The organism is cf. Phormidesmis sp. LEGE 11477, from assembly GCF_015207105.1.
GTDB lineage: Bacteria > Cyanobacteriota > Cyanobacteriia > Phormidesmidales > Phormidesmidaceae > Phormidesmis.
This window is the reverse complement of record NZ_JADEXO010000085.1, coordinates 1-22,288: the sequence shown is the minus strand read 5'-3', so window position 1 is coordinate 22,288 and position 22,288 is coordinate 1. Positions and strand designations below refer to the sequence as shown.

General features: G+C 51.2%; 28 protein-coding genes and 1 tRNA gene. 22 read left to right on the top strand and 7 right to left on the bottom strand.

All coding sequences use genetic code 11. The features are described 5' to 3' along the window. Positions 1 to 31: 31 nt before the first annotated feature. The 5 genes from cobO to IQ256_RS20365 all read left to right on the top strand — a co-directional run bounded on the left by cobO (position 32) and on the right by IQ256_RS20365 (position 2,647). Complete coding sequence (gene cobO / locus IQ256_RS20385) at positions 32 to 712, top strand: cob(I)yrinic acid a,c-diamide adenosyltransferase (RefSeq protein WP_193857399.1); 681 nt, start codon at positions 32 to 34, stop codon at positions 710 to 712. 125 nt (positions 713 to 837) lie between these two features. Further along, on the top strand, positions 838 to 1,806 hold the full coding sequence (locus IQ256_RS20380; protein WP_193857398.1) for an ABC transporter ATP-binding protein: 969 nt from the start codon (positions 838 to 840) through the stop codon (positions 1,804 to 1,806). A gap of 74 nt (positions 1,807 to 1,880) precedes the next feature. Beyond that, positions 1,881 to 2,099 (top strand): lipopolysaccharide assembly protein LapA domain-containing protein, encoded by a 219-nt coding sequence (locus IQ256_RS20375; RefSeq protein ID WP_193857397.1) that lies wholly within the window; start codon positions 1,881 to 1,883, stop codon positions 2,097 to 2,099. Between the two features lie 133 nt (positions 2,100 to 2,232). Beyond that, positions 2,233 to 2,424: a hypothetical protein gene (locus IQ256_RS20370; RefSeq protein WP_193857396.1), complete on the top strand. Its 192-nt coding sequence runs from the start codon at positions 2,233 to 2,235 to the stop codon at positions 2,422 to 2,424. Next, on the top strand, positions 2,411 to 2,647 hold the full coding sequence (locus IQ256_RS20365) for a hypothetical protein (RefSeq protein ID WP_193857395.1): 237 nt from the start codon (positions 2,411 to 2,413) through the stop codon (positions 2,645 to 2,647). The genes IQ256_RS20370 and IQ256_RS20365 overlap by 14 nt, the downstream gene beginning before the upstream one ends. Here the strand turns inward: IQ256_RS20365 and IQ256_RS20360 are convergent. From IQ256_RS20360 to IQ256_RS20350, 3 genes are all read right to left on the bottom strand, one after another. Next, positions 2,644 to 3,870 carry a SpoIID/LytB domain-containing protein gene (locus tag IQ256_RS20360; RefSeq protein WP_193857394.1) on the bottom strand — a complete coding sequence of 409 codons (1,227 nt, stop codon included), beginning with the start codon at positions 3,868 to 3,870 and terminating at the stop codon, positions 2,644 to 2,646. The two genes, IQ256_RS20365 and IQ256_RS20360, sit on opposite strands and share 4 nt — an antisense overlap. 161 nt (positions 3,871 to 4,031) lie before the next feature. Further along, positions 4,032 to 5,381, bottom strand: a complete 1,350-nt coding sequence (locus tag IQ256_RS20355) for an N-acetylmuramoyl-L-alanine amidase (protein ID WP_193857393.1) — start codon at positions 5,379 to 5,381, stop codon at positions 4,032 to 4,034. A gap of 146 nt (positions 5,382 to 5,527) precedes the next feature. Continuing rightward, a complete protein-coding gene (locus IQ256_RS20350; RefSeq protein WP_193857392.1) occupies positions 5,528 to 5,878 on the bottom strand; it encodes a DUF3082 domain-containing protein in 351 nt (116 codons plus the stop codon). A 286-nt stretch (positions 5,879 to 6,164) separates the two neighbouring features. Here IQ256_RS20350 and rsmA point away from each other — a divergent pair, with 286 nt between their 5' ends. The 12 genes from rsmA to IQ256_RS20285 all read left to right on the top strand — a co-directional run bounded on the left by rsmA (position 6,165) and on the right by IQ256_RS20285 (position 14,774). Then, positions 6,165 to 7,031, top strand: coding sequence for a 16S rRNA (adenine(1518)-N(6)/adenine(1519)-N(6))-dimethyltransferase RsmA (gene rsmA, locus IQ256_RS20345; protein ID WP_193857391.1), 867 nt, complete (start codon positions 6,165 to 6,167; stop codon positions 7,029 to 7,031). Continuing rightward, on the top strand, positions 7,031 to 7,984 hold the full coding sequence (ispE, locus tag IQ256_RS20340; protein WP_193857390.1) for a 4-(cytidine 5'-diphospho)-2-C-methyl-D-erythritol kinase: 954 nt from the start codon (positions 7,031 to 7,033) through the stop codon (positions 7,982 to 7,984). The genes rsmA and ispE overlap by 1 nt, the downstream gene beginning before the upstream one ends. 306 nt (positions 7,985 to 8,290) lie before the next feature. Then, the gene (locus IQ256_RS20335; protein ID WP_193857389.1) at positions 8,291 to 8,953 is read left to right on the top strand and encodes a hypothetical protein; all 663 of its coding nucleotides are present in this window, start codon (positions 8,291 to 8,293) and stop codon (positions 8,951 to 8,953) included. Continuing rightward, positions 8,950 to 10,143, top strand: a complete 1,194-nt coding sequence (locus IQ256_RS20330) for a tetratricopeptide repeat protein (protein WP_193857388.1) — start codon at positions 8,950 to 8,952, stop codon at positions 10,141 to 10,143. Before IQ256_RS20335 ends, IQ256_RS20330 begins: the two co-directional genes overlap by 4 nt. Positions 10,144 to 10,217: 74 nt before the next feature. Beyond that, positions 10,218 to 10,442, top strand: a complete 225-nt coding sequence (locus IQ256_RS20325; protein WP_006455847.1) for a DNA-directed RNA polymerase subunit omega — start codon at positions 10,218 to 10,220, stop codon at positions 10,440 to 10,442. Between the two features lie 122 nt (positions 10,443 to 10,564). Next, a complete protein-coding gene (locus IQ256_RS20320) occupies positions 10,565 to 11,092 on the top strand; it encodes a hypothetical protein (protein ID WP_193857387.1) in 528 nt (175 codons plus the stop codon). Then, the gene (locus IQ256_RS20315) at positions 11,092 to 11,463 is read left to right on the top strand and encodes a DUF1818 family protein (protein ID WP_193857386.1); all 372 of its coding nucleotides are present in this window, start codon (positions 11,092 to 11,094) and stop codon (positions 11,461 to 11,463) included. Before IQ256_RS20320 ends, IQ256_RS20315 begins: the two co-directional genes overlap by 1 nt. A gap of 339 nt (positions 11,464 to 11,802) precedes the next feature. After that, the gene (locus IQ256_RS20305; RefSeq protein WP_193857384.1) at positions 11,803 to 13,068 is read left to right on the top strand and encodes a D-Ala-D-Ala carboxypeptidase family metallohydrolase; all 1,266 of its coding nucleotides are present in this window, start codon (positions 11,803 to 11,805) and stop codon (positions 13,066 to 13,068) included. An 81-nt stretch (positions 13,069 to 13,149) separates the two neighbouring features. Then, positions 13,150 to 13,413 (top strand): hypothetical protein, encoded by a 264-nt coding sequence (locus IQ256_RS20300; protein WP_193857383.1) that lies wholly within the window; start codon positions 13,150 to 13,152, stop codon positions 13,411 to 13,413. Between the two features lie 143 nt (positions 13,414 to 13,556). After that, positions 13,557 to 14,147: a hypothetical protein gene (locus IQ256_RS20295; RefSeq protein ID WP_193857382.1), complete on the top strand. Its 591-nt coding sequence runs from the start codon at positions 13,557 to 13,559 to the stop codon at positions 14,145 to 14,147. 155 nt (positions 14,148 to 14,302) lie between these two features. Continuing rightward, positions 14,303 to 14,524 carry a hypothetical protein gene (locus IQ256_RS20290; RefSeq protein ID WP_193857381.1) on the top strand — a complete coding sequence of 74 codons (222 nt, stop codon included), beginning with the start codon at positions 14,303 to 14,305 and terminating at the stop codon, positions 14,522 to 14,524. 176 nt (positions 14,525 to 14,700) lie between these two features. Further along, positions 14,701 to 14,774: transfer RNA gene (locus IQ256_RS20285), tRNA-Pro, on the top strand. 93 nt (positions 14,775 to 14,867) lie between these two features. On the opposite strand, the gene IQ256_RS20280 is transcribed toward IQ256_RS20285, so the two are convergent. The 4 genes from IQ256_RS20280 to IQ256_RS20260 form a co-directional block, all read right to left on the bottom strand. Then, on the bottom strand, positions 14,868 to 16,034 hold the full coding sequence (locus tag IQ256_RS20280) for a site-specific integrase (protein WP_193857380.1): 1,167 nt from the start codon (positions 16,032 to 16,034) through the stop codon (positions 14,868 to 14,870). Positions 16,035 to 16,275: 241 nt separating this feature from the next. Next, a complete protein-coding gene (locus IQ256_RS20275; RefSeq protein WP_193857379.1) occupies positions 16,276 to 17,883 on the bottom strand; it encodes a virulence-associated E family protein in 1,608 nt (535 codons plus the stop codon). 81 nt (positions 17,884 to 17,964) lie between these two features. After that, positions 17,965 to 18,189 carry a hypothetical protein gene (locus IQ256_RS20270; protein WP_193857378.1) on the bottom strand — a complete coding sequence of 75 codons (225 nt, stop codon included), beginning with the start codon at positions 18,187 to 18,189 and terminating at the stop codon, positions 17,965 to 17,967. A 596-nt stretch (positions 18,190 to 18,785) separates the two neighbouring features. Continuing rightward, entirely contained in the window at positions 18,786 to 18,986 is a 201-nt protein-coding gene (locus tag IQ256_RS20260; RefSeq protein WP_193857377.1) for a hypothetical protein, read from the bottom strand. A gap of 309 nt (positions 18,987 to 19,295) precedes the next feature. On the opposite strand from IQ256_RS20260, the gene IQ256_RS20255 reads away from it, so the two are divergent. From IQ256_RS20255 to IQ256_RS20235, 5 genes are all read left to right on the top strand, one after another. After that, positions 19,296 to 19,541 (top strand): hypothetical protein, encoded by a 246-nt coding sequence (locus tag IQ256_RS20255; RefSeq protein ID WP_193857376.1) that lies wholly within the window; start codon positions 19,296 to 19,298, stop codon positions 19,539 to 19,541. Between the two features lie 66 nt (positions 19,542 to 19,607). Continuing rightward, on the top strand, positions 19,608 to 19,862 hold the full coding sequence (locus tag IQ256_RS20250) for a hypothetical protein (protein ID WP_193857375.1): 255 nt from the start codon (positions 19,608 to 19,610) through the stop codon (positions 19,860 to 19,862). A 60-nt stretch (positions 19,863 to 19,922) separates the two neighbouring features. Then, positions 19,923 to 20,273 carry a hypothetical protein gene (locus IQ256_RS20245; protein ID WP_193857374.1) on the top strand — a complete coding sequence of 117 codons (351 nt, stop codon included), beginning with the start codon at positions 19,923 to 19,925 and terminating at the stop codon, positions 20,271 to 20,273. Between the two features lie 4 nt (positions 20,274 to 20,277). After that, positions 20,278 to 20,655: a hypothetical protein gene (locus tag IQ256_RS20240; protein WP_193857373.1), complete on the top strand. Its 378-nt coding sequence runs from the start codon at positions 20,278 to 20,280 to the stop codon at positions 20,653 to 20,655. A gap of 2 nt (positions 20,656 to 20,657) precedes the next feature. Next, complete coding sequence (locus IQ256_RS20235; RefSeq protein WP_193857372.1) at positions 20,658 to 21,908, top strand: hypothetical protein; 1,251 nt, start codon at positions 20,658 to 20,660, stop codon at positions 21,906 to 21,908. Positions 21,909 to 22,288 lie beyond the last annotated feature (380 nt).

Genomic DNA, 22,288 nt, shown 5'->3' with positions numbered 1-22,288 from the left:
CATAACTTATGCCCTTGCGCTTCTTTCCTTTATGGCTAGCCTAGATGCTTCTGATCAGACCCAGCTTGACGAAACGGCCATCCAGTTAGATGAAGAAGCTACGCAGACAGGACTGAGTGAAGCACAGTACAAGCGCAAGATGGAGCGGCGTAAAGCGGTTCAGGAAGAACGATTGGCTAGTCGCAATGTCGAGAAAGGATTGATTATCGTCAATACGGGCAATGGCAAAGGTAAAACGACAGCGGCGCTCGGCATTGTGCTGCGATCGCTTGGTCACGGTTTCAAAGTGGCGATTGTGCAATTTATCAAAGGCGGCTGGGAGCCCGCCGAAAAAGCTGCGCTCAGTCACTGGCCCGACCAGCTAGCCTTTCATGCGATGGGCGAAGGCTTTACCTGGGAGACTCAAGATCGCGATCGCGATATCCAAACCGCTCAAGCCGCCTGGGAAAAAGCGCTGACCTACATTCGCGACTCAAGCTACCGCACCGTACTGCTCGATGAAGTCAACATCGCTCTGAAGCTAGGCTATCTGTCTGCTGATCAAGTCCTAGCTGGCCTAGATGAAAAGCCGGAGATGACTCACATCATCTTGACCGGCAGAGGCGCACCGGCTGAGGTGATCGAACGCGCCGATCTAGTCACAGAGATGACGCTAGTGAAGCATCCCTTTAAAGCGCAAGGCATAAAGGCGCAAGCAGGCGTTGAATTTTAGTGCAGTTTAGCGCGCTTAATCGCTTTTACTGGAGAACTAGCGGCCTGTGAAGTGAATTGGCCTAGCATCAGTCAAACTTGGTCCATCGTGGGGCATTATGTGAAAGATAAAAACGTCAATAATTAATGCTAAAGATTACTCGTCTTTCAAAGCGGTTCGGTGAGCGGCCTGTGCTGAACGAACTCTCACTGAGCTTGCAGCCCGGAGAAGTGTATGGATTGCTAGGTCCAAACGGGGCGGGTAAAACAACGGCGCTAAACCTGCTGTGCGGTCTACTGCAGCCAGATAGTGGCGAGATTCTGGTGCAGGGCCAGCCAGTGGGCCAAGCGACTAAGCGAGCGGTAGGCGTAATGCCTCAGCAAAATCTGCTGTATCAAAGTCTGACCTGCGCCGAGAATTTGGATTTTATCGCTCGTATTTACGGCCTAGACAAACAGGAAACGAAGCAGCGAGTGCGGATATGCCTGGCGTCTGTGAACTTACTAGATCGCGCTGATACTGTGGTAGGCGATCTTAGCGGTGGAATGCAGCGGCGGTTGAGCCTGGCAGCGGCAATCATTCACCAGCCGAAGCTTGTAGTGCTCGATGAACCCTCTACTGGACTCGATATTGAGGCTAGATACGAAGTCTGGGAACTGATTCGCTCGCTAAAGCAGCAGGGGGTGACGGTGCTGCTGACGACGCACTTGCTTGATGAGGTAGAGCGGCTGTGTGATCGCATTGGCATCATCAAGCAGGGCAAATTGCTCGCAGAAGGAACGCTTGACTATCTGCGCCAGCGAATCCCTGCTAAAGAAGTGGTGATGATCGATACCGAGGATGAGATCGGGGCGATCGCGCGCGGCCAGTCCTATGGATTTACCCCTCGTCGCTATGGCCGGGATCTAGCCTTTTGGGTGCCCGAGCTTCTAGAGCTACCCGATCTGATCCAGCGCTTTTCTGGTCTGCCGATCAACTCAATCTCGCGTCACGCTATCGGTCTAGACCACATCTATCTAGAAGTCACTCAAAACCAGGCTAACTACATCCCTAGCCGCCCAGAGGAGAGCACAGAAGAGATCCCGCCGCTAAAGGCTGCCCCTGCTGCTGCCTAGTTCTGTGAGCGTCTATCCTTAGTGATAGGGTTGTTTGATCCAGCATTAGTTTTGTTTGAGGGCAGGTTGGCGTCATGGTGAAGCTTTTGGTCGTGATGATTGCGGCAGTTTTGGTGGTTGCGATCGCCATCCTCTCAGTTCAAAATGCTACGCTCGTGCCGCTGATCTTCTTAGGTGGGCAGACCGTCCCTTTGCCCGTCGGCATTTGGGTTGCCCTAGCGTTAGGCGTTGGTATGCTAGGCAGCGCTTTACTACTCAGTCTGCTGATGAGCACGAAAAAATCGCGACCGTAGTTGTGGTAGCAGTAGCTTCGTAATGGTTGACTATGCCTACTCCAAAGCTGAACAAAAGCCAGATGAAGACTTACAGAAAGATATGGAAGGAACCTAAAACTAAGCCCTAAAGTTTTCAGAAGTCGAAAAGTTGATGAAAGCGCTAGGGGCTCAGCAATCACAGAACAGTGCTAACGTTCTCTTTGAGATAGGTAACGAGCGTTGGGGAATGCATCGCCCACATCCTGACATAGGGCTGAAAGTTCCCTATCTCAAACAGATCCGAGAATTTCTAGAAGATTGTAGTTTGGAGCCTGAGGAGGGGCTAGACAATGGCAACGGTTAAACAAATTCAGCATGAGGGCTATATCGCTGAGGTCAGCTACATCGCTGAAGATGGCTGCTATTACGCTCAGCTAGTCAATGCCCCAGGGCTGAGCTTACTAGCAGAGGGCGAGACATTAGAAGACCTACTAACAGCCTTTGCCTCACTCGTGGATGACTATCTGAAAGCAGTATCTAATGATGGTTTTGGTTTAGTTCAACCTCGTGAGCTAACAGCGGTTTAGTTCTCTAACTGGGCAACCACAGTGCTCTGATAGTAGTGGTTCAAAATTCTCTCATAGTCCCAGCCCTGTTCTGCTAGGCTGCGTGCGCCCCACTGGCTCATGCCGACACCGTGGCCAAAGCCAGAGCCGGTGATGGTGATGGTCTCTGTCTCTTCGTTCAGATCAATGTCAAAGCGGGTGCTACGTAGCCTTAGGGCTGAGCGCACATCGCGACCGCGTAAAGTCTTGGTGCCATCCGCGCCAGCGAAGGTAATCGAGGCGACTCGTCCACCGGGTGTGAGCTGTGCCGTGCCAATGGTGTGAACGCGGCCAATGCCGCCGATCTTGGTGCTAAATTCGGCCAGGGTGAAGGTTTCTTTCCAGCTATAGACGGGTGAGCCCTGATCAAAGTCTTGGACACTTCGTAAATAGGGCACGTCGCTGCTCCAGACGTCGGCTGCGTTTTCGGTGCCGCCGCCAGAAGAAGAGTGGAAAATAGCCTCGATGATTTGACCGTTGTAGGTCACGACCTGGTTAGCCGTGCTATCGACGGCGGTGATGGTGTTGGGATGCTCTTGTTCTATGCCTTTGTAGACCTGGTAGGCGGTAGTGGCATCGAGATCGTAGAGCGGATATTTGGAGCGCGACTGCTTGTACAAAGCGTAGGATCTCGCCGCTACTGCCTGAGACTGCAACGCCGCCTGCGGCCAGCTAGTGGGCATTTCACTGCCCACTACGCTGTAGAGATAGTCTTCTAGATCTACGTGGTTAATCGCCAGTAGCTCGCCGCCTTCTTGCGTCACCTGCACCCGACCGCGATACCATTTGTCGCCGATCCAGACAAAGCCGTCTTCAGCAGGCTCTAGCCAGAACGCACTCGACTCAGACAAGGTAGTCCCATTGCTGACAAGATCGACATCAAAAGCATCAGACTTGACGCTGACACCCTGCAACTGTGGCAGCTGATAGAGGGCTTCGCCGCTGCCGTTGCGGATGATTGCTGCGGTAGAACTGCCGATAGTGATAGCGTCTCGCTCTTGCCCGATTGCCACCCTTAGCTCCACCGCCGCCTGCGCGGGTAGCACCAGTAGCAGCCATAGCAGCATCCCACCCCACCAGCGCATGCTCCACCGTAGCGCTGGCTTGTCCCAGCTAGAACCGGTTATCGGCTCGTTAGTTTTGGGGTGGTTGTTGACCAAACCGAAGAGCCAGTTTTTCGCAAAAGAATCAGAGTTGGCAGACATGATTAAGCAAGGATTATGTAGGCAAAAGACATTCGTGGCGCTTTGACGAATGATTCAACGTATCAAATTCCGTTGAGCTTATGCTTCAGCATTCCCTAAGCATCTTAGAGATTCTATTCTTCTCAGACTAGATTGGTGGCAGTTTTTGAGTCGGCTACTGCTCACAATAGTCCGGCTAGCTGATAAAGCTCGTTCAGGCGAGCGATAATTCTATCGCCATATAAAGGATCTGCCTCCCACAGATTGCTGAGCTGACCGACTAAGGGCGCACTGCCCCGTTTAACAAAGTCAAACCGAGGGTCAACTTGGGGGCGCGCTAGCGGCTCTGTGCTGGCATAGGCTTTGAGGTGCTGGATGTGGGCTCGAACACCAATCCGGGCGCTGGGGAATGTGGCGAAATTACCTGAGCCATCGGCCAATCCCGCAAAGTTGTTTTGCACAGAGCGCACCAGCCCCGGAAAACGCAAGAAGTCGGTCTCTACGCACATTTGGCAAAAAGCAATGTCATAGTCAACGCCTTCAGTGGTGGCTTCTTGGCGATACAGCTCGGCAATATCAGGAAACGTCTCTAGGGCGCTCTTGTTTTCTGTGCGTAAAAAGTTGGATAGTGTCACTTCTGTCGTACTGCCGTGGCTCATGATCAGATCGATGGTGCCGGGGCAGATTTTTAGGGCTGAGGCGGGTTTGAGCTGGAGGGTGCGGGTGTTAGCGTCCCAGCCGATGCCAACGCTGAAGGGCTTGAGATCGACGGCTTTGATGTAGACCACGCCGCGATATCGGACGCGGCGAATCTCATCTGTGGATAAATCGACGCTCAGCAGCTCGGCTAGATCGATCGGAATGTAGGCGTTACCGCTGACGATGATGCCTTTTTCATCGTATTCACCGCCGTTGATTTCAATGTTAATCGGCGGAAATTCTGGTGTGGTGGGCGTGGGGGTGCGTCCGGTGACCGCTCTGCTCCAGGCGGCTAGGCCGTTTGCTAGGCCAATGGCAAAGTTGCGTCGCCGCTGGGTAAGCAGGGCAAAGTCTTGGGGATTGGTGAGGTAGGCGATCTCGGCCACTAGCGCGGGTGGAAGCGTTTGGCGACAGAACGCGAGCCGACCCGTCGGGGCGGAGGCGTCTGATAAAACGCCTCGGCTAGGCAGCTCGGGAACTTCTTTTAGCAGGGAAAGAAGGATGAGTTCGGCTTGGTCTCGGCGATCGCGATTGCCGGCAATGTGATAGACCGTTGCGCCTCTAGTTGCCTGGTTGGCAAATGATTCGGCGTGGATTTCGATTGCGATCGCCCCAGCTTTATTTCGCGCATTAATCCAGTCAATACTTCTAGCCAAGCTAAGATCATCGGGTACCGATAGCACGTTGTAGCCTCGCGATCGCAATTCTGGCACTACTAAATCTCGCAGCGCGATCATTTCTTGAGCTTCTGTTGTCCCTGCGACCCGTGCGCCAGTATCTTTTACACCGTTTTCGATACCACCGTGCCCAGCCGAAATGAAAATCTGTGCCATGGGAAAATCGCTCGCTGCTGCTTAACGGTTCTTCTGTAGATCGCTTTGTATAGAAGGGTCATCTATAGAGTCTTCGTCAGAATACCTTAACTTCTAGCAGATGCTGAGCTGGATCCAACTGCCTGCGAGTCAAGTGCCCCTGATGGTCAGGCATCTGACTGAGCATCCCGTTTGAAAATTAGCTGAATGCCTAGCGCTGTTAATCCTAGAGCCGCTACGCCAAAAACGCCCGCGCCTAGGGCGGCGATGCCAGTCACCAACGTCCGCACCGCCGCCGAGATATTCACAGCCACTGGATTTTCTGAAACAATCGGCTTGTTCGCAAAGGTCGCTGCAATCGAAAGGGTTAGCCGATAGGCCAATAGAGAAAGCGTCGCTGCCATCAATGCTCCGGTAAAGCAGCGTAGCGGCGTTGCCGGTCTTTGGCCGTCTTCGAGAGTGGCCTTTTCAACTTCTGAAGTCTCAGAAACAGGCTTTGGCGAATTAGATTCTTCCATAAGTTGACGGTTATGGGACTAGCAGTGCGTATCTGCTGATACAGCGCTCTCTTGATCTCTAAAATAGCGCGAGTTGGTTAATACGCAGCTCGTTCAATTTAGCAAGAAGCATTGTAGTTAAAGAGCAGTGGAAAGTTGGTAAGGACTACTTATGAACTATTTCCCTGCACTCCTAAGCCATGTTCTCACGACTATTCTCCCTAGCCCTACAGTGATTTTCTATTGAGTGGCGAACACTCACGCTAAGATAAGTTGCCGCTGACATTAATAAGGAATGATTTAGCCTGTGGCTGCAAAGACTGGCTCTAGAAGTGGCCCTAGAAATGGTGGCCAAAGGGCGCGCAAAAGATTTGGTCAGCACTGGCTACGTAGCGACCAGGTGCTCAATCAGATTGTGAGTGCGGGTGAGTTGGTCGAAGGCGATCGCGTCTTAGAAATCGGTCCGGGTCAAGGGGTGCTGACGCGAAGGCTGCTAGATACCCCAGCTCAAGTACTCGCCGTCGAAATCGATCGAGACCTGTGTTTGCAGCTCAGCGATCAGTTCATTGCCGAGATGGCATCCGGCCAGTTTCGGCTGATTGAGTCTGACTTTTTGAAGCTAAATTTTGATCAGGCGCTAATCGACTTTGAGTTAGATCGGCCCAATAAGGTAATCGCGAATATTCCGTACTACATCACCGCGCCGATCTTAGAAAAGCTGCTGGGCACGATGCGATCGCCCAACCCCAACCCTTTTGTCAATATTGTTCTGCTGGTACAAAAAGAAATCAGCGATCGCCTTTGCGCTCAGCCCGGTACCAGGGCCAACGGCGCACTCACTATTCGGGCTCAGTACCTCGCTGAGTGTGAAGAAATTTGCCCAGTGCCGCCCAGTGCCTTCAAGCCCGCTCCCAAAGTCGACTCCGCCGTAATTCGGCTGCGGCCTCGACCCTTTCCTACCCCAGCTCAAGATCCAGTTCGCCTCAGCCAGCTTGTCAAGCTCGGCTTTTCTCAAAAGCGCAAAATGCTACGTAACAACCTGCAAAGCATGATTGATCGCGATGCGTTGACCTCTATTTTAGAGGACCTTTCTCTCAATCCTCAAATTAGGGCCGAAGGTCTAGGCGTGCGTGAATGGGTCGCCTTGAGCGATGCTGTTGGAGAAATGAAATAATGCTTACCCTGTTTTCCAATGCCAAGATCAACCTCTATCTAGAAATCATCGGTAGTCGCCCGGATGGTTTTCATGAGCTGGTTATGGTGATGCAAAGCGTAGCCCTCGCCGATCGCATTACGCTTAGACCAATTAAGGCACCTAACATCTCGATCGAGTGCGATCATCCGCTAGTGCCGACCGACTCAACGAATCTGGCATACAAAGCAGTCTCTCTACTGCAAAAGCGATTTCCCAACCGGACAAATCAGCGGGGCGGCGTAGAAATCAAGATTGAAAAGAAGATTCCGGTGGGGGCTGGACTAGCAGGCGGCTCGTCAAATGCGGCGGCGGCACTATTCGGCTTAGATGTTTTGTGGGATTTAGGGCTAACGCGAGTAGAGTTGCAAGAGCTGGGGGCAGAGCTAGGTTCGGATGTGCCGTTCTGTCTGGTGGGAGGCTGTGCGATCGCCACCGGACGCGGCGAGGCAATCGACTCTATTCCTAATCCGCCGAAGCTACACACCGTCCTGGCTAAATATACGAGTCTGTCAGTCTCTACGCCCTGGGCCTACAAAACGTATCGGCAGCAGTTTGACCATACCTACAAGCCCTTGAACGAATTAGCGAGCTTGGAAGAGCGGCGATCGCGCCTTCACTCTGGCCCAATGGTAAAGGCGATCGGTAGCCATGACACAGTCGCTATTGGTACTCATCTCTCTAACGACCTAGAAAAAGTCGTATTGCCAGCTCATCCCAAAGTTATGCAGCTCAAAGAAGTCGTGCAGACGATCGCCGCGCAGCACAATGGCATCGGCACTATGATGTCTGGCTCTGGCCCAACTGTATTTGCCCTCATCGAGACTGCCGAGCAGGCGCAAGCTATCTCAAACGCTGTCCGTCAGACTATCGACGACCCCGACCTACAAATCTATACAGCTGAATTTACCTCGCGGGGTATTTCTCACCACTAGTTTCTACGATTTCTACAGCCTGTTGATAGATTAGAGATGCCGAAACGGAGATAATTCAGGCGCGATCGCAAAACGCCTGCTGTCTAACGCTCCATAGCCCAAACAAAAGATTTAATAAATATTTCGTTAACACGGCAAAGTAAGGGCTCTTTAGTTGGTAGCAGGAGTTAAATCCTGAAGCAGAGTCCTTTTCTGTAGCTTTCCGCGCTTTGCTTACTACACCACGAAAGGCTACACCCCTTGTTCTATAACGCAAAGTGCCATAGCAAAGTGCGAATGCATCCGCGCTCTGCTATACCAGAAACTATGATGCGTTTCGCTACAGCAGGTTTAGTCTTGGCGTTCATTGTCAGCAGTGCCGCGCTGTCATCCGCACAAAATCAACCGCAGGCTCAACCGCAGGTAGAAACAACCCAGCAAGCTGTCGAAGATGCTGAACGATCGCGATTGTTGGCAGCGGCTGAGCAAAGAGAGCAGCGAGCAAGACAGGCTTTGTTGCAAGATCCTGAGAATGCGATCGCCTACCTTCAGCTCAGCAATGCCCTTCGCCACCAAGGAAAGCCCTTTAGTGCAGCAGCAGCTCTGACAAAATCTCTTCTTTTAGAACCAGACAATCCCTTTAGCCATCTCAGCTATTCATGGTTTTTCTACGGTGGCTGGGATGAAATGGGTGTTACCTACCGGCAAAGCGCTCTTCTAGATCCCGGCGTCGAAACACTTAGCTCAGCAAACACTGCATTTCTTCAATTTCCTACCGAAGAAGCCAGTTTTCGAGATCGTGTACTTGAAGAGCCCGATAGTATTCATGCACATATCGCCCTTGGCCTTTTGCTCTCTATGCACGGCAGATTCGATGAGGCCGAACCTATCTATCAAGAGGCCATAGCGCTCATCCCCGAAGACCTTTACACGGGCGACCTAGAATTACTCAGCGACGACGAAAGATACCAGCTTTACCTATCCGCGTGAGAGATTTGTTTGCTGGCGGAATGGACGTAGCAGATCGCAACTACGACTACATCGTTACTTACCCATACGCTGCCGCATACAACGCATTGGGAAACTCGCTTCGCGCTCAGGGCAAAGTCACCGAAGCGGAAGCAGCCTACCAGAAAGCCCTCACCTACGTCCCTGACTACCGATTTGCCCACTACAACCTAGGCAAGCTCTACTACCAAATGGGCCGTAGTGACGACTCTGAACAGTCCTACCGCAAAGCCACATACAACTACGATCGCCACATAGAACCCAACGTCTACAATCCCTTTTCCTATGGCGGGTTGGGTTACATCCTACAGTCTCAGGGCCGTTGGGATCTAGCCCTAGCCTATTATCGCAGTGCCCTAGATTACAGAGCAGATGATCTGTTCGCTCAAAATAACCTGGCCGAAACTCTGCGGCTACGAACCCTTGCAACTCAGCCACCTCCCACTATTGAGGAAGAAAAACGCTGGCTACCAGAAGCCGAACCAGGTTCTCGCCACCGCGAACTTCCTTATCGATCAGTCGTCAGAGTGGTAACGCCGCTTGCTTTAGGTACGAGCTACACAGTGGGTACGGTGGTCAAGAGAGAAAGTGATCGCGTTTGGATACTGACGACTCGCAGCGCTATCACTCAGCTAATTCCTACAGGTAGTGAAGATACCGACTACATCAACGACTCAATAGAAGTAGAGTTTTTCAGCGATCCCCCCGTCGGGCAGGTTCGCCTACGTAGAGAGGCCGAAGTGTGGCGATACGCTGAATTGAGAGAAGATCTTGATCTAGCAGTGTTAGTTATCGACGACGCGCCTCCTGATGTTCAGCCAATAGCGATTTCGGCTACAGCCGCCGAATATAGAGAAGAACGTTCGCCTGAATACATAATCTTGGGCCACCAGGAGGCACCTTGGAGCTTCACTAGAAGCAAAATCGACCAGGTTATTTCGCCTACTACAGACTGGCCCATTCCTGGCTCTTTAGTGATTGTCAATGAAGATATTGGATCACGTAATCTAGGAAGCCCGATGATAGGACGCATTGGTGGCAGCGGTGATCGCGATCAAATTCTAGGTCTTGTTTTCCCACCATCAGATGATGGTGGGCATACATACGTTCATCCGGCTCCTGCTATCAGAGCCGAGCTATTTCGGTGGGGACTACTGGCTCTGACGGATTGAGAAGACAGTTGAAGACCCCGTTTTTTCGCTGTGCTCATTTGCTATGATTATTGTTTGCATTCATCAAGAAATATATGAAGCGACTTCCCTTCGACAGCCAGCAGGTCATGCGCCGCACTGAAGATCTAATCAGCGCCGCCTCAAATCGCTATCGCATTACTGTACAGGTCGCCAACCGGGCACAGCGCCGTCGTTTTGAAGAGTTCGACAGCCTAGATGAGTCCAAAATGAAGCCCGTCCTTCGCGCCATTGTCGAAATGTCCGACGAACTGACGCAGCCAGAGATCATCGGCGAATAGGATTCAAAATTAGCGATTTGGAATCAGCATTTGAGCGGTCTGACCTAACTTAGTCAAACCTCAATCAAACCAAACATCTCAAAGACAAACCCAAAAGCAGGCCCCCAAAAACAGACGTAGCTATGCAAAAACACCTAAAGCGATATCGTTTATTAGGCGTCTTGGTAGCTACGCTTGTTGCGTTTAATGGCGTTACGCTGGGCACTGTTCAGGCGCAGTCGCCGCGACGCATTAGTCCGAGTGCTGTGACAATGCAGGTATACGAGCAGCTACCAGAACTAGCCCTGGAGAACCAGTACATCAGCAGCGATGGAGAGATCGACGTAGATAACACGCTGGTCTCTAGAATTATTCGCTATCACCTCTATATAAGAAATCGTCCAACGAATCTGCGACTCGATTGGAAGCTGACAATGGCCGACTATTTAGGTGCCTTTGAGCAGATCTCTCCTGAGGAGTATCCTGACTACGGCCTGCGCGAAAATCCGATGGCTGGCGATATCACAGCGGTGGAGAATTTGAGTGTGGGTATGCGCGATCACCTCACAAATCTCCTTTACGAAGCCTTTGCCTCGACGCCTACGGCCTCTACTACAAATCTATCCGCTACAGATCTGTCCGCTACAGCGCCGCTCACTACCAGCAGTTGATGAGTCGCAGCATTATAGAAGGAGACGGCTGGCGGCTTGGCTGGAATCCTGCGGCTGATAGCTTCTGCGGTCTGCTGGCTGGGCAAGGATGGGCGCTAGAGCTGACGGCTGAAGAATTCAAAGATCTTTGCAGACTCGCTCGGCGGTTAGATAGCACGATGACTGCAATGGCCGAGCAGCTAGTCGATGAGGAGCGTCTGACCTGCGAGCAAGAAACTGAAACGATCTGGTTAGAGGCCGAAGGCTTTCCAACCTGCTACGGTCTGCGTTTCATCTTGTTGAGTGGGCGAAAGTGTGAAGGGGAATGGCCAGCCGACATCGTCCCACAGCTAATCAAAGCGTTAGATAAACCCCCTTTTAGCGACCTGTAACTCCAGTTATGTTCGTCGTCGATCATGTCTGTAGCTCTGGTAGGCTCCAATCAGCTTGGTGGAGGTGTAGAACATTGGCTAAAAGCTATATACAGCACAGAAGTAGAGCGACTTACGCTGACCGTAGGCGCAGTCTTTTCTTTGGGTTTGCATTCGGGTATCGCTATAATCGCAGACTCGATCACAGATAACGCCGCGTAAACAAAATAGTCTAAATAAATTAGGGTTTGCTATTTTATCTGGGTGTCCCAAGGTAAGCGCCATGCAAGTTCGTTTGCGGGTATTATCCATAGCGACATGCCATGACGATATTGTGTCAATCAGGGAGCCGGGTCTACTGTGAAAGTCAAAGTTGTTAGCGATACGCTTTTCAAGCTCAGTCCCAAACTGTCAGGGCAGCTTGCCGACTCTGAGAAGATCTTTGTCAAGAATGGTACCGAATTCGAGCTGGTCTCTTATACAGATGCCGAGGGCGATCATACGCGCCTAGTCTTGGCTAACAAAACCCTCCGCAATCAACGCATTTGGTACGCCTATAATCCAGATATCGAGCTAGACACCTCCCCAGTCAAGTTAACCGTCGTCAGCGATACCCTCTTCAAACAGCGCCCCGTCTTATCTACGCAGCTACCCGACTCAGACAAAGTCTTCGTCAAGAACGGCACCCAGTTTGACCTCCAGTCTTATCTGCCCGCTGCTGGCAATCACTTCAAAGTTGCCTTGGCTAATAAGTTTTTAGGCGAGTTCAATCGCAACACCTGGTATGCCTATCAGCCCGATGTTCGGATCAGCGGATCGACTATCAGGCTCAGAGTCATCAGCGATACGCTGTTCAAGCTAGAGCCTGTCCTGTCCGGTCAACTGTCTGCTTCAGAAAAGATCTTTGTTAAAAATAAAACCGAGTTTGAGCTAGATTCCTATCGCGCCGCTGCTGGTAATCACGTTCAAGTTTCGCTAGCAACGACTGGATTAGGCGATCGCAACATCAAAGACTGGTACGCCTTCGCCCCTGACGTTTTGATCGAGGGCAATCCCCCTGGCAACGCTCCGCACAAAGGCAGTGACGATAAACCTCAGCCTGTTCCTGAACCCACACCGACCCCACCACCAAAAGATACCTCTAAGCCCAAGCCTAAACCAAAGCCAGATCCGAAGCCGTCTAAACCTGTTCCTACCGGTCCCTTTCGACTCCCTGGCTTTAGAAGCACCTTCTTCCTCTCAGAGCCAATTATCCCAAACGGCAACTTCACCTGGGCAGAAGCCACAAAGAACGGCAGTCGTATTCCTGTCAGCAGAAACGTTGTCTACGGCATCATTCGGATTGCCAGAGTCATGGAAGAAGTCAGATCCAGATTGGGCGATCGGCCAATCCGGGTCAACTCTTGGTATCGCGATCCTGCTAGTAACCGCGCTGTTGGTGGCGCTCGCTATTCTAGGCACATGTCGGGTGATGCTATCGACTTCGTCGTTACGGGTGTCCATGCCTACACTGTCTACGACAGGCTCAATCGATGGTGGGGTTCTCAAGGTGGCCTGGCCAGTTCTTCAATCTTCACGCACATCGATGCCAGAGGATACTACGCTCGCTGGTCCTATGGGTATTAAACGGAGCGTGAAGTAAGTCTATAGGACAGTCCTCAGGAATCGTGTATAGTATAAATGAACTATTTTCCCGAGGATTGTCCTATGGATGAAGGTGGAAGTGGCATTGAGCGCACTGGCAGATTACAGGTCAAGAAACTGACCGTCCGCTACAGTCTGGGAAAAACTGCTGTCTATCGTCGAATGAAGGCTTTGGGTATCAAGCCGGAGAGAATAGGTAATCGCTCATACGTTAATCAGGCACAGATCTCACTTTTAGACGCACTGCATACGTTTATCCAGAACAAGGGAACAACGGCTGAATTTGTCTTTTTAAGGTCACAGGATTTGGACGCCTCAGATACTTGACTGTGAAACAAAGATAGATGTGGCCGTCCTCTGCCTATTTCCTCTGCCGATCTTCGCAACTGTCTAGCGATCAGATCGAGCAGAGGAAAGTATGTATGATAGATCTAATCTAGAGTTCCTGCGGATTGTCCAGAGGATAGATCATGAGTAGTGGAAATATCGATCGTATCCCGGTCAATCAATTGAGCGATCGCTACCAACTAGCTAGAAGCGCCGTCTATAAGCGCATGTCAGATCTAGGGATTGAGCGGGAGAAAATCGGTAATCGTGCCTATGTCAGTCAAGCGCAAGTCAAATTACTAGATGAGCTGCACAGCTTTATTAAGGTGGGCGGCAACGTCGCCGAATTCATAGAACGTAAAGGACTCAACCGAGGCGGCTCATCTGCTGATAGCGCTTCCAAACAGTCCTCAGGTCGATCATCAGGAAAGTCTTCGAACCTAGCGCTAAATCAGTCCGATATGGTGAAGCTGATTAGTGCGATCGCTGCCGAAATGTCTACCAAGCTACAACCTGCTCTGTCCACACGCGATCCGCTTGCCTACTACGAATCTCTAGAGAAGGCAGCCAGAGGCGGATGGAAACTTAGAACCTCTGAGCTAGCGGATCTGCTAAAGCTCGACCCTAAAGAGATTGATAGCTATGGACAGACCTTCTACGAAGCAGGCTTTGTCTTCAACCGGGCGGGCTATCGATCGGGAGGCGAAGGCGCTTGGCTAGTCTCAAAGCGATAGGATGGGAAAACCCAGGACTCGTTGAACAGAGGCCAGTCGAGCAGGACTAGTCCTGAAGAGAAGAAGCGAGTAAACTATAAAAAGAGCTGACATTTCTGCCAGCTCTGGGTTTCCTTTTTGTGTTTTGTATCTGTTTACGATTCAACTGATTTCGTTTGAGACCGGTATCAGTTGAATATGTTGGCGGTAGCGGTGTCGGTGATGACGTTGGTAGTGATGCTGATGTTAGCACTGGCACCGCTTTTGCATTGAAACTGGCGTTAGCCAACTCATGCACTAGCGATGGACTGTCAGTCACTCTGGCATTTGTTCGCCAGAAGGGGCTTTACCCACCAGTGGAAGCCGTTCCCCCGAAACCCTTCAGTCTTGTTCACTAGATTGAGTATAGCATGTCCACAGGACAGTCCACAGGACAAAAATACGTAAGTTCCTCAGGAGAGTCCACAGGAAAGTATTTGAGATGTTTCGCTGTTAGAGTGTACGGGGTAAAGCGGCGAACGCTATAGTACGGGGCCGTGGGTTGTGCTATTCTTTATAGGCAAATTAGCGACTTCGGGGCGTAGCGCAGCTTGGTAGCGCACTACTTTGGGGTAGTAGGGGTCGTGGGTTCAAATCCCGCCGCTCCGATTGGCGAAACATTTGCTATATAAGATTTACAGCCGTTCTCTGATGAGGGCGGCTGTTGTCGTTAGTGTGCAAGGTTGTGCAGCTAATGGGTAATTAGTGAACGTCTGGCATCTCTGGCATCTCCATAAGATGGCTGTAGGTTTCCTGAATCATGCGTGTAGTAGTGTGACCAGCGACGGCGGCGGCTTGTTTCTCTGTCCATCCGCCATATTCCAGCCCGTGGCTAATGAGCGTGTGTCGAGTGACGTAGGGCGGACGGTATGAAATATCAGCAGCCTTACAGACTACTTTCCAGTAGCGTTCGCGGTAGTTGTGGTCATCGATAGGACCGCCAGAGGCAGCGGTGAAGATTAGGTCATCCGGGTGCGCTGATGCTGGTTTGATGGTGACGAATAGCTGATGCAGTCGATCGCCCATTTTGAGCACTCTTACGTTCTCCGTCTTCGTGCCTTTCCGCTGCCTTGCTTTGCCAGATGTGCGCCCATCGTCGGCGCGGCTAAGCGATTCGCGAATGGTTACGAGGCGGCGAACTAGATCAAGATGCTGCCAGCGTAGGCCGATGCATTCAGAAGGGCGCAGGCCGAGAGAGAACAGTGTGAGCGTGAAGCCGTAGTAATGGCAGGCGGTTGGATGCAGCAACATCGTCATCATGAACTGAGCCAGCTCATCAAGAGTGAAGGGTGAGCGGTCTTGTACGCGAACCGCTGCGGCCCCTTTTATCGGTCGAATATCTGCAAATAGGTTTTGCCTGAAATGCTTCTGCTCACATAGCCAGCGACCAAAACCTTTGAGTAGAACTAGGTTTTGATTCGCGGTGCGTGGTGATTGGCGATCGCGCAGCAGCTCGACTAATTCGTAAGCATCATTAGGTGTGAGCACCTGGCGACCAAAGCGGACGATGTTTGAGCGCAGCGCTCTGTATTTCGTCGAGAGGGTTTGGCCGCTGATGCCGTCTTTGGCCTTGAATGCGGTGAATGCGTCGAACAGCTCAGCAGTGGATAAATTCGACTGCTGCCACCGCGCTTGATGAGCAATGATTTCGTAGCGCTCTAGCGACTCGTCGTAGTTGCCGTGGATGATGTCGGTTTCTATTTGAGCCGCTTTCTCAGCCGCTAGCTGCCTATTCTCAGCAGTGTCAGGAATGCGTAGCGAAAGCTGATGCTGACGGCCTAAGTGTTGCCAACGTAGGCGCAAAATCTTGTTACGAACACCGACGCTGACCCCGCCCCGCCGATTTCGCTTTTGCTTTTTGCTGGTCATCTTTTTCGCGGCGTTCCTATCAGTTGAAAATTCTGGCTCTCTCGCCGATTTTCTCTAGTCTCAAAAAAAGTGAAAGTTTGCCGAAAAGTCCTGTGTCAGTGTGTCAGAGGCTGTATCCATTGCAGTGGCTGGAATAGAGCTGACACACCACTGACACACCACATCTGTTTTGCTGTGCCGTGCTGTGCCGCTACTGACACAGCACGGCACAGCACGGCACAGGAGAATGACAAGTCCTGTGTCAGCGCTTTTCTTTCGCATCAGTGCTTATAGCGTTTTGACACACTGACACACCACTTTCTGAGGGATTTTTTATTTTTTTCTTTCTCCAGACTCGGGTGCGGCGGTGCTGATAGGCTACCGGGTTTTTGGTCTGTTCCCATCCCATCTTTTTAAAAATAGTTGAAACTCTCTTTTGTGCGGGGCTAGTGTGTTTCTGAATTGGAATGTCTAAGGCGTTGCAAAGTATCTCTTTGGTGCTCACTTCTTCACGGTTGAACATGTAGTCTTCGATGCTGTATGTCCACGGATGAACTTCTTCGTATTGCTTTCGATCTTTATCTGCCTCCCTTCCTTCCTTCTCGGTCAGCCACCACTGCTCACCTTCTAAATACAGAGCGACAGCCGCCGCCCAGATGCGATCGCGTTCTTCTCTCAGCTTCTTCCTGTCGAGCTGCCGATTCATCGGCACTACCCAGTAGCGACGGTTCCCGGTGGGGTCGGCCAAGAAGTGATCCTCGTTAGTGCTGCCAACAATGACTGAGGGGCGGTGTAAAGACTGCTGCGACAGGCCATAGGGGGGGCGGATTTTGTCAGTCGAGCACGATAGAAACGCCTTCACTTGGCTGATGCTCTTCTTCTCGAAGACGACTTCTAGCTCTGCCCACTCCACGATCCATGAGTAGTGGAGCTTCAGCCGTTCGTCTTTATCACCTGTGCTGATATAGGAGTCGTCGAACCAGGGCTTTGAGGCCATGATTTCAAAGAAAGTCGATTTCCCGCACGATTGCAGCCCTTTGAGAATGAGGGTGCAGTCGTTCTTACAACCTGGCTCCATCACGCGGGCGACGGCGCTGATGAAAAAGCGCCGCACCATTGCCTGATGAACGGGTACAGAGGTTGCAAAGTAGCGCTCTGCAAAGCCTTCTATGATTTGAGTGTCGCCGCCGTGTTTGTCGTAGACCTGGTTGAGATATTCCCGGATGGGGTGGTAGGGGTTCTCTTTGGCTAGTCGGTAGGTGAGTGTAGAAACATCCTTATCGCCTGACTTGATAGGGAGGTCATGGCGGGTGATTAGCTCGACCCTAGCCTCTGCTGGGCAAAATAGCTCGCCATCAAGCTCTGGCTGTAGCAATAGCTCGTTGTAGCGCAGGCGATCGCCGAAATGCTCCCTCAGAAGGCAGTCATCGCGGACTAGTTTGTGGTCTTCGTTGGCGGTGTAGTCAGCGCGGAATTTCTTCCCTGCTTCGAGCTTCTCTTTCAGTAGTCTGCTGGCTGCGAATTTGTCGTCGTGGTGCTCTTTGCACCAGGCGGATAGGATGACGCCGACAGAGGCTTCGGTTTCACTACCTTCGAGCACTAGCACTGCTAGCCTACTGACTTCGTTCTCTATCCGCACAGCAGCGGTGCTGACGGCCCGTTCCTGGTCTTTTGGGCCTCTGAACTTGCCATTTTTATTCGGCTTCGGCTTGGATGCTTCTGTCTCGATGACATTGGCGTCTACGTCCTGGCGCAGCGTGGCGCAGAGCGTAGTTGTTTTGTCTTCGGTCCAGGCGCACGTGCCTGTTTCCTGCTCACAAACTGGGCAGGGGGTAGCTGCCGACGAGCGGATTAGTTCTGATGATTTCATGATGGCATTAAAAAATTGCTCGCCAGCATAGACAGCGAGGTGTACATAAACGGCAGAAGCCGCCCCGTAGCGAGAGGCGGCTTATCTGAGGCGTTTTTCTAAGCGGTAATCCTGCTCAACCCGAGGTGCGTTGAGTAAGTGAATGGCGGGGCGATGCCACCGGATCACTAAACCATTGTCATAGGTTGGAACGGTACGTCTAATCGTGATCGGCCAGATGATCGCAAGCCGAAAATCACGCCACTCAGGGTGATCTGTCCGCCATGCCCAGCAAGCTACTAGGGCATCGTGTATCATATGTTTCATGTGCATAAATTGAATAGTCGTTGATTAGAAACCCCTGCGAGTCGCTAGCTCGTGGGGGTTTTGCTTGGCCCCTCAGTACGTAGCAGTACTGAGGGGCTTGTTTTGAGAGAATGGGCTATCCACGTGCGGCTAACCCTGGAAAAGTTTCACCACACGCGGATACGTAAACCAAACAAGAGTTCAGTTATCAATAACTACATTAGCTGAACTCTTGTTCATGAACAAGAGTTCAGTTATCATGGGTAAGAATATTGAGTCGCCTTTTATGCAGTTGCTCATTGAGAAAAACAAAAAGCCGATTGACGTAGCTAATGCTTTAGATATCGGGGAAAGGGCTGTACTGTACTGGCTCTCTGGGGAGAGGGTGCCACGGCTCACTATTGAACAGACACAGGCTCTTTGCCGACTACTGAACTGCTCAGTATTCGACTTGCCTGTAGATTTCAGCCGATCTCCTCAAAACTAAAAAGCCGGGAAGAGCGCTCACTCTCCCCGGCCAGTCCGCACCTACTGCAACTAGGCACGAACAATGAAAACTATACGACTAATCTTGCTTTATTCCGGTCGCGCGCCCCCATTCGGATCGCGGTCGGCTTTTAGTTGTCTGGGCCAAACAAGATGCCCCACAAGACATACCCCACCGACCCAACAATAAAAGCGCCGATAGCTATTGGAATTCCGTAGGTGATGACTACACCCACCATTCCTACCAGCATTGATACCCCGAACACCGCTATTCCAAACCCAATAATCAACAGAAACAACCAGCCAATGAACTTCGCAAAAAACTTCAGCATGGGAACCTTTGAGCAACAACTTGTGCTCTTAGGATGCCCTGAGAGGTTGAGGCGGTCGTTCAGTGCGATCGCCTTTTCTATTTGTCAATCACGCCCTCCATTTATGGCGCAAATTAGGATAATCATCCAATTCGGCAATCCATCAGCCTCTTTCTCTGAATCTTCTTCATTTCTCGCGAGATAGCCGTAAATCACAAAAAGGATTAAGCCCATCACCAGTAGCAATACATTAGCCATAAGCGCCTCTATTTAGATGCTTGCATTCTGGCTTTTCCAACTGCTTATCAGCTCAGTAATTCACTCCAAATCATGACTACCAAAACACTGGAAAATTCCACTATTACCCCTCTACAACAAAAATCTCTAAACAGACTAGTAGAAGCTCAAAAGGAGCAGGCTCAGATAACAGAAGCTCTAGAGAGCGCTGACCGACAGATCGGCCAAGGCATCATTGACCACACAGAGTTTGTCAGGCAAGCCTCAATCCTCCTCAACAAAAGCTATATGGTTCACGGCGAAATAAAAGGGCTAAAGCTTGCCCTAGGAATTGATTGAGGAACGGGCTCTGAACCCAGCGCCCGCCTTCTGTGAAGAATTCACGCAACACAGGACAGATAGATTATGGCCGATACAGCAGACTTTGAAGCACAACTTGCTCAAGGGTACTTCGTGCCCACATTTGAAAACATCGGTCTAGCTATTCAATTTGTGGCGAAGCTATACGGCGAAACCGATTCATATGCCCATGAAACAACAACAGATTCTGAAGCTCCTACACAAGGGTGCTTACCTTCGAGAGAACTATCTCTATTACCGACTGAACGAGAAAGCTCACAACGACAAAATCACCAACCATCAGATACAAGCACTGATTAGAAAGCAGCTAGTCGAAGACAAGCCCCAAACCGGTACCTACGTTCTTTGTGGAGCAAGAACATGAGCAACAAGCTGGCTAAACAATCTCAACTCACCAAAGGGCAGGCCATCATCAACGGCCAGCCCTGCCAAATCACCATCGTTCAAGCCCCAGACGAAAGCAACGAAATTTTGCAACTGCCAGACGAGCGCCCTAGTCAGTACATCACCGCCAAATCAAGAGGAATACCCGATCAGCGAGTGCCTAAAGTGAAACTGCCTTCGTTCAATCCGCTCACTATCACCCTTTCCGCTATCACCGCTGTTTGCTTTCTTGTGGGCGCATCCATGTTTTCAATCTCTCTGAATAGTTACAGCAACAGCGTTGACCGTACCCACCGCCAGCGCAGCGAAACCAACTACAAGTTTTAGCCCTATGAAGTCCCCAAAAATCATCATCGAGAATCAAAACGCGCTCGGGCAAACCGCCGAGCAAGTGGAACTAGACACAAACCGGGTAGACGTTCACAGCGAAACCACAAGCCGCATAGCTAACCTGGTCGCCATCTCAAGCCGGGGCGTGTGGATCGATGTCACTAGCTGGATCGTCTACTGTGCTGCTGCTTTCTCTGTTGCAGACTTGGCACTAGATATGGGCGCTGCGGACTGGGCCGTGTATCTGCTTCTCGGCATTCCTCTTCTCACGCTCTTTTGGCTGATAGCTACAGCAATGGAGCGCCGCACCACACTTATTCCTCACGGACTGTTTCGATTGCTGCTGTTGTCTATCGGCGCTGCAATTGCATCTCTTTAATCATGTATCTACTAACTGAAGTAGCCGAAAGAGAGAGACAGGCTAATCAAGCTAGAACTCAAAGCCTAGTCCTGTGGGCAATCTCAATCGCACTAGTCGGCTTTTCGCTCTCGCCAATTGCTCAAAACAATCGCATTGTAAAAACAGCCCTTCTTCTCAGCGCTGCTGCCCTCACCGCTGCGAGTCAATCGAGTGCTACTAACCTCGCCACGCACGATAGAGTAATCCAGGATTACCGCGACATTAGCGATAATCAGCGTCAGCAACTCGTTTACGAACTGCTGACGCCAAAGACTTTGATTAAGTCTGCTGAAGAGGAAGAGATTGAACCTGTCGCCGCGCCGCATGTTTACAACCTCAGCCATGTGATCGCCACTCAGCTAAAAAGCACAGTCATGCTAGGAGCGCCGCGAGCTGGGAAAGGCTATGCGATCGCGAAAGCAGTTGAGCTGTTGCCAGACGGCATAGACTTGTGGCTGATTGACCCGAAAGACGATCCAACTGAGTCTTACTACTGGCAGCGCATACCACCACATCAGCGAGTACGGTTTGATGTGACCACGCTCAACCCCGAAGCAGTTGACGCCAAAGTGACAGGACTATTTGAGCGCTATCTACTCGCCCCTAGCACAGCAGAGCGGCCTAAACTTCTAATCGTCGATGAGTGCTCGCCTGGGCTGAGCCGTGGCATGACTGCCAGAGCTTATAAATCGTTCATGGGTAGAGTCTCGACTATCTGTAGCGTTGGCCCATCCAAAGGCAAATTTATTTGGGTGCTAGCTCAAGCCTCAACCGTCGAAGACTTGGCGATGACCAGCGGCAATAAAGCCAGCTTCCGATTGGCAGCGGTAGGCCATGCTCAGCAAACAGAAGGTAGTTGGTATCGAGCTCTAAAGCGTTCTATGGGCATAGAGATGCCGTCCGATCAGCTTACCGGATATATTCAGATGCTCGATGGCGAATGGGGTTTCGGCCAGCCTTTTACGTTGAACGGAATAGCAAACACCACTACCAGCTCAGCACCGACCATAGCCAGCCTGTCACCGGAGCAAGAGGCACTGAGAAGGTATTTAGAAGACCACCCAACCGAAGCTTTCACGCTGCGATCGCTCACAGGCAAAAGCTTTGCCAAGCGGCTAAAGCTGCGCTCGATGGATGCCATGGGACAGGTCGCCGCCGGACTGCTAAGCTTCGGCTTGATTGGTATCGATGAAGCTGGCAATTACAAATATGTGGAGGTGAGAGAAGAATAGAAGAAAACGGCGCTTTCTCACCTTTTGAAAAAGTGCCACGAAACAGACAAACCCTATTGCCTCAAAGTGTGGAGGCTAGCCCAACTAGATCCGCCAATTGCCACACGCGGATATTCTCCACACAACCGCCTCAAATACTGCGGCGGCCTAAAAGCGGACTAAAAAGCCCAACTGTCACAAGGGTCAACCCTGCATTCTTTCGTAACTGCCTAGCGCTGAAACCCCCGGTTTCTCGTTGGGTAGTTGCGACCCTCAGCAACCATACAAGGAGAAAATGACCGCGATGAAAACCGTAAGATTACAAACAGCAGAAGGCGGAGATCTTGTTGAGCGGCAAATTCCACCCTTCCTTGAAGGCTATGAGCCAAAGGTCATTATGT